The 12,326-nt window shown below is 66.6% G+C and carries 12 protein-coding genes; 11 read left to right on the top strand and 1 reads right to left on the bottom strand.

Going from position 1 to position 12,326, the window contains the following annotated elements:
* The first annotated feature begins 2 nt into the window (after positions 1-2).
* The 11 genes from trpE (at position 3) to AC6IY7_RS13800 (ending at position 11,485) form a co-directional block, all read left to right on the top strand.
* On the top strand, positions 3-1,520 hold the full coding sequence (gene trpE / locus AC6IY7_RS13850) for an anthranilate synthase component I (protein WP_497782846.1): 1,518 nt from the start codon (positions 3-5) through the stop codon (positions 1,518-1,520).
* A 22-nt stretch (positions 1,521-1,542) separates the two neighbouring features.
* Entirely contained in the window at positions 1,543-2,103 is a 561-nt protein-coding gene (locus tag AC6IY7_RS13845; protein ID WP_497779894.1) for a DUF6163 family protein, read from the top strand.
* Positions 2,104-2,314: 211 nt separating this feature from the next.
* Positions 2,315-2,827 carry a transcriptional regulator LdtR gene (gene ldtR, locus AC6IY7_RS13840; protein ID WP_497779892.1) on the top strand — a complete coding sequence of 171 codons (513 nt, stop codon included), beginning with the start codon at positions 2,315-2,317 and terminating at the stop codon, positions 2,825-2,827.
* A 174-nt stretch (positions 2,828-3,001) separates the two neighbouring features.
* Positions 3,002-4,102 (top strand): site-2 protease family protein, encoded by a 1,101-nt coding sequence (locus tag AC6IY7_RS13835; RefSeq protein WP_497782845.1) that lies wholly within the window; start codon positions 3,002-3,004, stop codon positions 4,100-4,102.
* Between the two features lie 156 nt (positions 4,103-4,258).
* Positions 4,259-4,870, top strand: a complete 612-nt coding sequence (locus AC6IY7_RS13830) for an anthranilate synthase component II (RefSeq protein ID WP_497779891.1) — start codon at positions 4,259-4,261, stop codon at positions 4,868-4,870.
* 88 nt (positions 4,871-4,958) lie between these two features.
* Positions 4,959-5,990, top strand: coding sequence for an anthranilate phosphoribosyltransferase (trpD, locus tag AC6IY7_RS13825; protein ID WP_497779889.1), 1,032 nt, complete (start codon positions 4,959-4,961; stop codon positions 5,988-5,990).
* Between the two features lie 99 nt (positions 5,991-6,089).
* The gene (gene trpC / locus AC6IY7_RS13820) at positions 6,090-6,914 is read left to right on the top strand and encodes an indole-3-glycerol phosphate synthase TrpC (RefSeq protein WP_497779888.1); all 825 of its coding nucleotides are present in this window, start codon (positions 6,090-6,092) and stop codon (positions 6,912-6,914) included.
* A gap of 2 nt (positions 6,915-6,916) precedes the next feature.
* Complete coding sequence (gene moaC / locus AC6IY7_RS13815) at positions 6,917-7,411, top strand: cyclic pyranopterin monophosphate synthase MoaC (RefSeq protein ID WP_497779885.1); 495 nt, start codon at positions 6,917-6,919, stop codon at positions 7,409-7,411.
* The gene (locus AC6IY7_RS13810) at positions 7,404-8,648 is read left to right on the top strand and encodes a molybdopterin molybdotransferase MoeA (protein WP_497779884.1); all 1,245 of its coding nucleotides are present in this window, start codon (positions 7,404-7,406) and stop codon (positions 8,646-8,648) included. The genes moaC and AC6IY7_RS13810 overlap by 8 nt, the downstream gene beginning before the upstream one ends.
* A 195-nt stretch (positions 8,649-8,843) precedes the next feature.
* Positions 8,844-11,279: a DNA topoisomerase (ATP-hydrolyzing) subunit B gene (gyrB, locus tag AC6IY7_RS13805; RefSeq protein WP_497779883.1), complete on the top strand. Its 2,436-nt coding sequence runs from the start codon at positions 8,844-8,846 to the stop codon at positions 11,277-11,279.
* A complete protein-coding gene (locus AC6IY7_RS13800) occupies positions 11,279-11,485 on the top strand; it encodes a DUF1289 domain-containing protein (protein WP_497779882.1) in 207 nt (68 codons plus the stop codon). Before gyrB ends, AC6IY7_RS13800 begins: the two co-directional genes overlap by 1 nt.
* Here the strand turns inward: AC6IY7_RS13800 and AC6IY7_RS13795 are convergent.
* Positions 11,461-12,090: a GntR family transcriptional regulator gene (locus AC6IY7_RS13795; RefSeq protein ID WP_497782844.1), complete on the bottom strand. Its 630-nt coding sequence runs from the start codon at positions 12,088-12,090 to the stop codon at positions 11,461-11,463. The genes AC6IY7_RS13800 and AC6IY7_RS13795 overlap by 25 nt on opposite strands.
* Positions 12,091-12,326 lie beyond the last annotated feature (236 nt).

The raw sequence follows: 12,326 nt of genomic DNA, 5'->3' as shown, positions 1-12,326 counted from the left end.
CATTGTCCGAACCGGCGTTCGACGAATTCGCCGCCGCCTATGACGCGGGCCGCGCCTGCCTGGTGGCGACGCGGCTCGTCGCCGATCTCGAGACGCCGGTCGCGGCCTATCTGAAGCTCGCGCGCGCGCGGCCGGCGAATGTCTTCCTGCTCGAATCGGTCGAGGGCGGCGCCGCACGCGGCCGCTATTCGATGATCGGGCTCGATCCGGACATCGTCTTCCGCATCCATGGCGAGAGAGCCGAGATCAATCGCCGCGCGCTGCGCGAACCCGCGGCCTTCGAGCCTTGCGCGAAGCCGCCGCTCGACGCGCTGCGCGACTTGCTCGCCGAATCGGCGATGGCGGAGGTCGCGCATTTGCCGCCCATGGCGGCGGGCGTGTTCGGCTATCTCGGCTATGACACTGTGCGGCTGATGGAGCGTCTCGCGCCCGCCAAGCCGGACGCGATCGGCGTTCCCGACGCGATCCTGCTGCGGCCGACGGTGATGGTCGTGTTCGACAATGTGCGCGACGAGATCATCGTCGTGACGCCCGCGCGTCCTGCGGCGGGCGTCGCCGCCCAGGCCGCCTATGAGGCGGCGCTCACGCGACTCGACGGCGTGGTCGCGACTCTCGAGGCGCCGCTCGAAACCCGCGAGACGCAGGCCGATCCGCTGCTGCTCGCCGAGGAGCCCGTCTCCAACACGGCGCCCGGACGTTTCCTGGAAATGGTGGAGCGCGCCAAGGATTATATTCGCGCCGGCGACATCTTCCAGGTCGTGCTGTCGCAGCGCTTCACCGCGCCCTTCGCGCTGCCGGCCTTCGCGCTCTATCGCGCGCTGCGCCGCGTCAATCCGGCGCCCTTTCTCTGCTTCCTGAATTTCGGCGATTTCCAGATCGTCTGCTCCTCGCCGGAAATTCTCGTGCGCGTCGCCGAGGGCAAGGTGACGATCCGCCCCATCGCCGGCACGCGCTGGCGCAGCGCCGTGAAGGCGGAGGACGAGCGTCTCGCCGCCGATCTGCTCGCCGACGAGAAAGAGCGCGCCGAACATTTGATGCTGCTCGATCTCGGTCGCAACGACGTCGGCCGCGTCGCCGCGACGGGAAGCGTGCGCGTGACCGACAGCTTCACCATCGAGCGCTACAGCCATGTGATGCATATCGTCTCCAATGTCGAAGGCGCGCTCGATCCCGCGCGCGATTGCATAGACGCGCTCGCCGCCGGCTTTCCGGCCGGCACCGTCTCCGGCGCGCCGAAAGTGCGCGCCATGGAGATCATCGACGAATTGGAGACCGACAAGCGCGGCATCTATGGCGGCTGCATCGGCTATTTCGGCGCCGGCGGGCAGATGGACACTTGCATCGTGCTGCGCACGGCGATCGTGAAGGACGGCAAGATGCATGTGCAAGCGGGCGCCGGCGTCGTCTATGACAGCGATCCCGATTATGAGCATCGCGAAACGGTGAACAAATCAAAGGCGCTGTTCCGCGCCGCCGAGGAGGCCGTGCGCTTCGCGACGCGCGCGCGACGCGGGCAATAGAGCCCGAGCGAAAGAGGCCCGCGTGACCGACAATTCGCTCTATGAGGATGCGGACGACCCTCACCGGCCGATCCGCCTCGGCGAGGCGGGCGCCGCAGGCGAAGCCGCGCGCTGGGGCCATATGCTCACGCTGTTCATGCGCATAATGGCTCTGTTCTGGCTGCTGCAGGGCGTGATGCAATGGGTCATCGTGCTCACCGCGAGCAAGCCGATCTTCGACGAGGCCCCGACCAACGCCGCCATCGCCATCGTCTTTTTCGCGGTTCTCGATCTCGTCGCCGGCGTCGGGCTGTGGCTGGCGACGCCCTGGGGCGGCGTGCTGTGGCTGCTCATCGCCGGCGCGCAAATATTCGTGACCTTGAGCGTGCCGGGTTTTTTCGCCGGCGGCTATTGGCTCATCGCCCTCGATCTTTCGCTCATCGGCCTCTATTTCTTCCTCACCTTCCAGGCTGGCCGGGACTATGAGGCGCAACGCCTGCGCGAGAAGCGACGCAGGCGACGCGGCCCCGAGCTCGAGGCGGCCGACGGCCTCTTCGGCCGCCTGCTGCGACAGGCGCGCGCCCTCCTCGCGCGGCTCGGCTGACGCGCCGAGAACGCTGCGCCGCAACAAGCCTAACACAATTCTAACGATTTGATTCACCGACCGTTTACCCCATCGCAGGTAGTGGAGGTAAACGACGGATTCAGACTGTTGTTTAAAGCGGTCTTCATTCGCGGCGGATAGGTTCTCGTCCCATGGAGACACGGACCGGACCTGAAGACATCCGGCGCAAAAGACGAGACGGAGCTTGTTCATGAATACGGCGTCGAAGACCGAGGCGGCGCAGGCCCGCTCGGAGAAGATCAACGAAATTCGTCCGATCTATCTCGAATCCCTCACGCTGGTGGAGCGTCTGCATCGCCGCCTGCTCGATGTGATCAAGGACGAGTTCGATCGCCGCAATCGTGGCGACGTCAATTCCGTGCAGGCTCTCCTGCTCTACAACATCGGCGACAAGGAGCTCACCGCGAGCGAGCTGCGCACGCGCGGCTATTATCTCGGCTCCAACGTCTCCTACAATGTGAAGAAGCTCGTCGAGATGGGCTATCTCCACCACGCCCGCTCGCGCGTCGATCGCCGCTCGGTGCGCATCAGCCTCACGCCCAAGGGCAAGGAAGTGCATGACATCGTCGCCGCGCTCTATGAGAAGCATGCGACGACCGTCGAGCAGATCGGCGGCGTCTCGACCGCCGAGTTCCGCACCGTCAACACCGCTCTGACTCGCCTCGAGCGCTTCTGGACGGATCAGATTCGCTATCGCCTCTGACGCTCCTCCTCCTCTTAGACTTTCTCCGCCTTACTCGGGCGATCGTCGCTTCCTGCGTCGATCGCCCTTTTTCATGACCGCTCTCATGATCGCTCGTCGAACTTCGGGATTTTCGCCGGGATTTCTGCTATGAGACCGCATCGCGGACGTCACGTCGAGACAGAGGCCTCTTCCATGCGCTGGGCGATCACTCTCGGGTCTTTCAAAGGCACCGCCGTCCGCATTCACGTCACCTTCCTGCTGCTGCTCGCCTGGATCGGCTTCTCCGCCTATCGCAGCGGCGGCCCCATCGCCGCGCGCGACAGCTTGATCTTCATCACGCTCATTTTCACTTGCGTCGTGCTGCATGAATTCGGGCACATATTGATGGCCCGCCGCTTCGGCATCGTCTCGACGGAGGTCACGCTGCTGCCGATCGGCGGCGTCGCCAATCTCGACCATATGCCCGAGAAGCCCTATCAGGAATTGCTCGTCGCGCTCGCCGGCCCGTCGGTGAACATCGTCATCTCGGCGATCCTCTTCGCCGCGCTCGGAACCTTCCAGCCGGAGGCGCTCACACAGCTCGACGATCCGCATCTCAATGTCTTCGCGCGCCTCGCCGCCGCCAATCTGTTCCTGGCTTTGTTCAACATGATCCCCGCCTTCCCCATGGACGGCGGCCGCGTGCTGCGCGCGGCGCTCGCAATGTGGCTGTCGCGCGCGCAGGCGACGCGCATCGCCGCCTCCATCGGTCAGGGCTTCGCTTTCGTGCTCGGATTCTTGGGCCTGTTCGGCAATCCGCTGCTCGTGTTCATCGCCATCTTCGTCTATATGGCCGCCAGCGGCGAGGCGCAGATGACCGTCGCGAGCGAAGCCGCGCGCGGCCTCTCCGTCGCCGACGCCATGGAGACGCGAATCGCCGCGATCCGCTGGGGCGCCGATCTCGGCGAGGCGGTGGAAACCCTGCTCGCCACCTCGCAGGACCAGTTTCCGGTGGTCGCGACCGATGGCCGCTTCATGGGCCTGCTCGACCGCTCGGACATCATCGGCGCGCTGAAGGGCGACGACCGCGCGGCGCCGATCGCGCCCTATGTGCGGCGTGACGCCCCGATCGTGAGCGCGGCCGCGCCGCTCGACGCGACGATCGAGAAATTCACCAGCGCCTCCGCCATTGGCGTGCTCGACGCCGATGAGAAGCTCGTCGGCCTGCTGACCCGTCAGAGCATCGGCGAGATCATGCTCATCGCCAATCTGCGGCCGGACTGGCGGCTGGCCCGGCGCGAGCAGAAAATATAGGTATAATTCAAATAGATATGCCGTAGGCTACGCTCTCGTGCGAGCAGCGCGGCGCGCGCGCTCGAAGCGTGAATTGACTTGGGCGGCCGAAGGGCCGAGAAAATCGCGCCGCGGCGTGTGCAAACGCCGCGACCGCCGAGAACCGGACCCGCGCGAATGACAAAAGTCACGCTCATCGACAATTACGACAGCTTCACCTTCAACCTCGTGCATTATTTCGGCTCGCTCGGGGCCGAGGTGACGGTGTGGCGCAATGATGCGGTCTCGGTCGCCGAAGTGCTCGCCGCCGGCCCGGAGGCCATCGTGCTCTCGCCCGGCCCCTGCACGCCCAAGGAGGCGGGCATCTGCCTCGATCTCATCGCCGCGGCCTCGGCCGAGGTCCCGATCTTCGGCGTCTGCCTCGGCCATCAGTCCATCGGACTGTCGTTCGGCGGCGATGTGATCCGCGCGCCTCTGCCCGTCCATGGCAAGATGGCGACAATCCTCCACAAGGGCGAGACGATTTTCCGCGGCATAGAGGGGCCGTTCCAGGCGACGCGCTACCATTCACTGATCGTCGCGCGCGAGACGCTGCCGTCCTGCCTGCGCATCACCGCCGAGACGCCGGACGGGCTCATCATGGGCCTCTCGCACGAGAGCGCGCCCGTGCATGGCGTGCAATTCCATCCCGAGAGCATCACCTCCGAGCACGGCCACAAGATTCTGCGCAATTTCCTCGATCTCGCGCAGGAGTGGAACAAGGCCCGCCGCCCCGCCAAAGTCGCGTGAATCGCTGCGAGCCTGAAGGCTCGCGGTCCGGAGCCCGCCTTGGATCGCGAGCCTTCAGGCTCGCAATCTTCAACAGAGACCTGCGACCATGACCGACCTCGCGCCTTTTCTCGCGACCATCGCCTCGGGCGCGGCGCTCTCGCGCGAGCAGGCGCGCGCCGCGATTTCGATCGTGCTCGAGGGCCGCGCGACGCCAGCGCAGCTCGGCGCTTTTCTGATGGGTCTGCGCCAGCGCGGCGAGACCGTCGAGGAGATTATCGGCGCCGCGCAGGCGATGCGCGCCGCAATGGCGCCGGTCGAGGGCGCCGCCGACGCCATCGACATCGTCGGGACGGGCGGCGACGGCGCCGGAACCTATAATGTCTCGACTCTGGCGGCGCTCATCGTCGCGGGCTGCGGCGTCCGCGTCGCAAAGCACGGCGGCCGGGCGGCGTCCTCGCGCTCCGGCGCGAGCGACGTTCTGGCGGAGCTCGGCGTCAGAGTCGGCGTCACGCCCGAGCACGCCGCTTTTTGCCTAGCTGAAACAGGTATTTGCTTTATGGCGGCGGCGACGCATCATCCGGCGATGCGGCATGCCGCGCCGGTCCGCGCCGAGCTCGGCCTGCGTACCATCTTCAACCTGCTCGGACCCTTGTGCAATCCGGCGCGCGTGGAGCGGCAGCTGCTCGGCGTCGCCTCTCGCGCGCTGCTGGAGCCGCTGGCGCATGTGCTGGCCGAGCTCGGCTCGAAGCGCGTCTGGCTGGTCTATGGCGAGGACGGGCTCGACGAATTGACGACGACCACGGCCTCGCAAGTCGTCGCGCTCGAGGGCGGCGTCGTCAAAAGCTTCGCCGTCACGCCTGAGGAGGCCGGCCTCGCGCGGGCGGCGCCGGAAGCGCTCGTCGGCGGCGATCCCGCCCACAACGCCCGCGCGCTGCGGGCCGTGCTCGCCGGCGGGCGCGACGCCTATCGCGACATAGCTGTGCTCAACGCCGCGGCGGCGCTGGTGGTGGCGGGGGCGGCGGCGGAGCTGCGCGAGGGCGCAGAGCTCGCGGCGCGGGCGCTCGATAGCGGCGCCGCGCAGGCGAAGCTCGAGGCGCTCATTCGCATCTCCAATGCGCAAGCCGCGCCGACGCGTTGAAATCCCCTGCGGCGCGCGGCCGCGCTGGCGGGAAATGCTTCGTGTCCTTCGTGTCTTCGTGGTAGAAAACCTTTGAAGGCGCGAAGGACCCGAAGCGGCATGACCGATATTCTGAGCAAGATCGAAGCCTATAAGCGGACCGAGATCAACGACGCCAAGGTGCGCATGCCATTGGCGACGCTCGAGCGCAATGTGCGCGACCATGATCCTCCGCGCGGCTTCGTCCATGCGATCGAGGCCAAGCTCGCCGAAGGCCGCATCGCGCTGATCGCGGAAATCAAGAAGGCGAGCCCGTCCAAGGGCGTGCTGCGCCATGATTTCGACCCGCCGGCGCTGGCCCGCGCCTATGAGGCGGGCGGAGCCGCCTGCCTCTCCGTGCTGACCGATGGGCCCTCCTTCCAGGGCAGGCTCGAGGATCTCGAGGCGGCGCGCAGCGCGGTCAATCTGCCGGCGATTCGCAAGGACTTCCTCTACGACCCCTATCAGGTGTTCGAGGCGCGCGCCCATGGCGCCGATTGCATTTTGATCATCATGGCCGCCGTCGGCGACGACGAGGCCAAGCGCCTCAACACCACGGCGCATGATCTGCGCATGGATGTGCTCGTCGAGGTCCATAATGAGGAAGAGCTCGACCGCGCTCTGGCGCTGGAGACGCGGCTCATCGGCGTGAACAATCGCGACTTGCACACATTCGATGTAACTCTGGAGACGACCGAACGTCTCGTCGAGCGCATTCCCAAGGACAAGATCATCGTCGCCGAGAGCGGCATCGCGAGCCATGAGGATTGCCTGCGGCTCGAGAAGGCGGGCGTCTACACATTCCTCGTCGGCGAGAGCCTCGTGCGCAAGGACGACGTGGCGACGGCGACGCGCGAGCTGCTGCATGGCTCCGCCAATGGCGAGCACAGACGGGCGCGCACATAGAAATGGGATCGCTGACGCATCTCTCGAACAAGGGCGAAGCGCATATCGTCGACGTCTCCGACAAGGCGGAGACGAAACGCGTCGCCATCGCGCGCGGGCGCATCGTGATGGATGCGGCGACGCTCGCTCTCGCGGTCGAGGGGCAGGCGAAGAAGGGCGATGTGTTCGGCGTCGCGCGCGTCGCCGGCATAATGGCGGCGAAGAAGACGCATGAGCTGATCCCGCTCTGCCATCCCCTGCCCGTCACCAAGATCGCCGTCGATCTCGAGGCGGACGCCAGCCTGCCCGGCGTGCGCGCGACGGCGGAAGTCTCGGTTACGGCCAAGACCGGCGTGGAGATGGAGGCGCTGACGGCGGTCGGCGTCGCCTTGTTGACGATCTACGACATGCTGAAGGCCGTCGATCGCGGCATGCGCATCGAGGGCGTCGAGCTCGTCGAGAAACGCGGCGGACGCTCCGGCGAATGGCGCCGCGACGAAGTGGACCAAAATGGCTGACGACAAATTGCTGTCCGTGGACGAGGCTCTCGCCCGCGTGCTTGCCGGCGTGACTCGGCTCTCAGGCGAAGAAGACGCCCCTCTTTCCAAGGCGCTCGGCCGCACTCTGGCGAAGGATCTCGTCTCCCGCCGCACGCAGCCGCCGGTCGCGGTCTCCGCCATGGACGGCTATGCGCTGCGCGCCGCCGATCTCGCGGCGCCCGGCGCGCGGCTGAAGCTCGTCGGCGAGAGCGCCGCGGGCCATGGCTATCGCGCGCCGCTCGGAGCCGGCGAGACCGTGCGTATTTTCACCGGCGCTCCCGTGCCCGAAGGGGCCGACACGATCCTTCTGCAGGAGGACGCGACTGTCGACGCCGCCGGGGTCGGCGCCGCCTCCCCGCCGCCGCCCAGCCGACACATTCGCGAGCGCGGCCTCGATTTCCGCGAGGGCGATCCGGCATTGTTCGCCGGCGCGCGTCTCGGCCCCAGCGAGCTGGCGCTCGCCGCGGCGATAAATCATCCGCTGCTGCCTGTCGCGCGGCGTCCCCGCGTCGCCCTCATCGCCTCGGGCGACGAGCTGGTTCCCCCGGGCGCCGAGCCTGGGCCGAGCCAGATCATCGCCTGCAATGGCTATGCGGTCGCGGCCATCGCTGAAGCCGCGGGCGCGGAGGTGATCGATCTCGGCATTTTCCGCGACGACATCGCCGAATTGGAGAAAGGCCTCGCGCAGGCGCGCGCGGCCGGCGCGGATGTGCTGGTGACGCTCGGCGGCGCCTCGGTCGGCGATCATGATCTCTTGCGCCCGGCGCTGGCGCGGCAGGGCATGACGCTCGACTTCTGGCGCATCGCCATGCGGCCGGGAAAGCCGCTGATCCATGGGACGCTCGGCGAGACGCGCATTCTGGGCCTGCCGGGCAATCCGGTGGCGGCTTTCGTCTGCGCGCTGGTGTTTCTCGGCCCGCTCATTCGCGCTTTGCAGGGCGATCCGCGCGCGGGCGCCGATGAGAGCGAGGCCGCCATCGCCGGCGCGCCGCTGAAGGCCAATAAGGGCCGGCGCGACTATATGCGCGCGACGCTCTCACGCGACGCCGAGGGGCGTCTCGTCGCCACGCCGCACGCCTTGCAGGATTCCTCTCTGCTGACCGAGCTCGCGCGTTCGCAGGCGCTGCTCATTCGCGAGGCGGGAGCGCCGCCGGTCGAGACGGGCGGCGCCTGCCGTATCTTGAAGTTGCCGGGGGCTTTCGTCGCCGGAACGTGACAGGGCGTCCCGAGACGCGGCCTGCAGCGCGTCGCAGCCTCCTTTTCGGGGGAGGTAGAAAACGCCGTCGTCTCGACATGACGTCGCTTGCCGGACAACGCGCGCGGACGTCGGATTTTCGTGCTTTTCGGCCGCGTTTGGCGGTAAAATCAAAGCTCTCGAATCGTCCCGTTCACCCCTGAGGAGTCCCCGACCATGACCGACGACGCCGATGCGACGACGCCGCAAGAATATGGCGCGGATTCGATCAAAGTGCTGCGCGGGCTCGACGCCGTCCGCAAGCGTCCCGGAATGTATATCGGCGACACCGATGACGGGACCGGCCTCCATCACATGGTCTATGAGGTCGTCGACAATGCGATCGACGAGTCGCTCGCCGGCCACGCCACGCTCGTCACCGTGACGCTGAACGCCGACGGCTCCTGCACCGTGACCGACAATGGTCGCGGCGTTCCGACCGGCATCCACAAGGAGGAAGGCGTCTCGGCGGCGGAGGTCATCATGACCCAGCTACACGCCGGCGGCAAATTCGACCAGAACTCCTACAAGGTTTCCGGCGGCCTGCATGGCGTCGGCGTCTCCGTCGTCAATGCGCTCTCCGTGTGGCTGAAGCTGCGCGTCTGGCAGGAGGGGCGCGAGCATTTCATGGAATTTTCCAACGGCGACGCCGTCGCGCCGCTCGCCGTCGTCGGCAAAGCGCCCATCGAGGACGGCAAGTCGAAGCGCGGCACGGAAGTCACCTTCCTGCCCTCCTCCGCGACCTTCACCATGGTCGAATTCGATTTTGCGACGATCGAGCGCCGTCTGCGCGAACTCGCTTTTTTGAATTCCGGCGTGCGCATCGTGCTCACCGACTCGCGCCATGCCGAGCAGAAGCGCGAAGAACTCTATTACGAGGGCGGGCTCGAGGCCTTCGTGCGCTATCTCGACCGCGCCAAGACGCCGCTGCTTTCGGCGCCGATTCTCATTCACGGCCAGCGCGATCAGATCGATGTCGAAGTGGCGCTGTGGTGGAACGACTCGTACCACGAGAATGTTCTGGCCTTCACCAATAATATTCCGCAGCGCGACGGCGGCACGCATCTCGCGGGCTTTCGCGCCGCGCTGACGCGGCAGATCACCGGCTATGCCGAGCGTTCCGGTCTCGCCAAGCGCGAGAAGGTCGATCTGACCGGCGACGATTGCCGCGAGGGCCTGACCTGCGTCGTCTCGGTGAAGGCGCCGGACCCGAAATTCTCCTCGCAGACGAAGGACAAGCTCGTCTCCTCCGAAGTGCGTCCGGCGGTGGAGAATGTCGTCAATGAATTGCTCGACCAATGGCTGGAGGAGCGTCCGCAGGAGGCCAAGACTGTCGTCTCCAAGGTCTGCGAGGCGGCCGCGGCGCGCGAGGCGGCGCGCAAGGCGCGCGAGCTGACGCGGCGCAAGGGCGCGCTCGACGTCGCCAATCTGCCCGGCAAGCTCGCCGACTGTCAGGAGCGCGATCCGGCGAAAGCCGAGCTCTTCATCGTCGAGGGCGATAGCGCCGGCGGCACCGCCAAGCAGGGCCGCAATCGCGAGTTTCAGGCCGTTTTGCCGCTGCGCGGCAAGATATTGAACGTCGAGCGCGCGCGCTTCGACAAAATGCTGTCGTCGGAGCAGATCGGCACGCTGATCACCGCGCTCGGCACGGGAATCGGCCGCGACGAGTTCAACGCCGACAAGCTGCGCTATCACAAGATCATCATCATGACCGACGCCGACGTCGACGGCGCCCATATTCGCACGCTGATCCTGACCTTCTTCTACCGGCAGATGCCGGAGCTGATCGATCGCGGCCATGTGTTCATCGCCCAGGCGCCGCTCTACAAGGTGACCAAGGCCAAATCGACGCAATATTTGAAGGACGAGCGCGCGCTCGAGGATTATCTCATCGACTCGCTGCTCGACGGCGCCGTGCTTCGCTGCGGCAATGGCGAGGAGCGCGCCGGCAAGGATCTGCGCCAGGCGCTGGAGGACGCGCGCGCGTTCCGCACCATCATGGGCAGCCTGCATTCGCGCTACGACCGCAATGTCGTCGAGCAGACGACGATGGCTGGCGCGCTGCAATCGCCGACCGACGAAGCGCAAGCGAATGCGAAGGCCGCCGAAGTGGCGGATCGTCTCAATGCGATCGCCGAGGAGACGGAGCGCGGCTGGACCGGCGAATTGCGCGAGGGCGGCTATGTCTTCCACCGCACTCTGCGCGGCGTCGCGCAGGCGGTGACGCTGGATGCGGCGCTGCTCGCCTCGAGCGAGGCGCGCAAGCTGCAGGAGCGCGCGGAGGCCTTGCGCGAGATTTTCTCCGGCCCCGCGTCGCTGGCGCGGCGCAGCGACGAGACGCCGCTCTCCGGCCCGCTCGCGCTCTATGACGCAATGGCGGCGCAAGGCCGCAAAGGCCTTACCGTCCAGCGCTACAAGGGCCTCGGCGAGATGAACGCCGAGCAATTGTGGGAGACGACGCTCGACCGCGAGGTGCGCTCGCTGTTGCAGGTGCGGGTGAAGGAGGCCGCCGAGGCCGAGGATATTTTCGTGAAGCTGATGGGCGATGTGGTGGAGCCGCGCCGCGAGTTCATCCAGGAGAATGCGCTGAACGTGGCGAATTTGGACGTGTGATGAGCGAGAGTCCCTGCGTCAAAATCTGCCGGATCGACGCGCCGACCGGCTTTTGCATCGGCTGCGCGCGGACAATGGCGGAGATCGCCGGCTGGGGCGCCGCCTCGGAGGTCGAGCGCAAGCGCATCCTCGCGGCCCTGCCCGCGCGGCGCGCGCGCCTGCCGCACCCGCAGGAAGAGCGTCAGGCCTCGCCGCCCTCGTCGTGAGCGAAGACCGCGCTCGCCTCGCTGACGATGGTCATGTGATCGCGCGCCGCCACGCAGGCCGCCTCGCCGTCGCCGGCGAGAATGGCGGCGACGATGCGATCATGCTCGCGCCAGGATTTTCGAAGACGCCCGTCGAGGCGAAATTGCGCGCGGCGGAAGGGCGCGAGACGGCTGCGCGTTTGTAGCGCGAGCTCGCGAATATGCGGCGAATGCGCGCCACTGTAGAGCCGCGCGTGGAAATCCGAATTGAACAATTCATATTCGGCCTCCTCGCGGCGCGCGACGAGCTGCGCCGCCGCCTGATGCTCGATCTCCATGGCGCGCCGCTCCTTTTGCGTCATGCGCTGCGCGCAGAAACGCGCGCAGATCGCCTCGAGCTCCGCCATGCTCTCGAACATGGAGGCGAGATGCGCCGGCGAGACGATCGCGACAATGGCGCCGCGATTGGGCCTGCGATCGACGAGGCCCATGGCGGCGAGACGGCTCAACGCCTCGCGCACCGGCGTGCGCGAGACTTTGTAACGCTCCGCCAGCGAGACTTCGTCGAGCTTCTCGCCCGGACGCATCACTCCCGTGACGATCCGATCCGAAATGGCGCTCACCATCTGGTCGACGGTCGTCCCCGTGCGAATGAGCTTGCGCTTGCCGCGCGCCGCGTCCTTCGGCTCCACTCCCTCTATCGACACCTGCCGCTTCTCCTTTTCCGCTCGCAACGCATGAAGCGCGCCAAACTGGTCAATTCAACGGCACAAACTGCATACACTTGCCGATTTCAAAGGCGCCATATCGTCCATAAATGACTATGATAATTGAAATATTTATGACTTTTCCACTGGCCTAT

The sequence above is a fragment of the Methylosinus sp. is20ea genome, assembly GCF_059718135.1.
The sequence above is the reverse complement of the archived record's forward strand: the minus strand, read 5'-3'. Positions and strand labels throughout refer to the sequence as shown.

Bases quoted from the DNA above. Each gene is read 5' to 3' on its own strand.
- gyrB (WP_497779883.1), top strand. From the start codon at position 8,844: ATGACCGACGACGCCGATGCGACGACGCCGCAAGAATATGGCGCGGAT.
- AC6IY7_RS13810 (WP_497779884.1), top strand. From the start codon at position 7,404: ATGGCTGACGACAAATTGCTGTCCGTGGACGAGGCTCTCGCCCGCGTG.
- AC6IY7_RS13835 (WP_497782845.1), top strand. From the start codon at position 3,002: ATGCGCTGGGCGATCACTCTCGGGTCTTTCAAAGGCACCGCCGTCCGC.
- AC6IY7_RS13800 (WP_497779882.1), top strand. From the start codon at position 11,279: ATGAGCGAGAGTCCCTGCGTCAAAATCTGCCGGATCGACGCGCCGACC.
- ldtR (WP_497779892.1), top strand. From the start codon at position 2,315: ATGAATACGGCGTCGAAGACCGAGGCGGCGCAGGCCCGCTCGGAGAAG.
- AC6IY7_RS13795 (WP_497782844.1), bottom strand. From the start codon at position 12,090: ATGGTGAGCGCCATTTCGGATCGGATCGTCACGGGAGTGATGCGTCCG.
- moaC (WP_497779885.1), top strand. From the start codon at position 6,917: ATGGGATCGCTGACGCATCTCTCGAACAAGGGCGAAGCGCATATCGTC.
- trpC (WP_497779888.1), top strand. From the start codon at position 6,090: ATGACCGATATTCTGAGCAAGATCGAAGCCTATAAGCGGACCGAGATC.
- trpD (WP_497779889.1), top strand. From the start codon at position 4,959: ATGACCGACCTCGCGCCTTTTCTCGCGACCATCGCCTCGGGCGCGGCG.
- AC6IY7_RS13830 (WP_497779891.1), top strand. From the start codon at position 4,259: ATGACAAAAGTCACGCTCATCGACAATTACGACAGCTTCACCTTCAAC.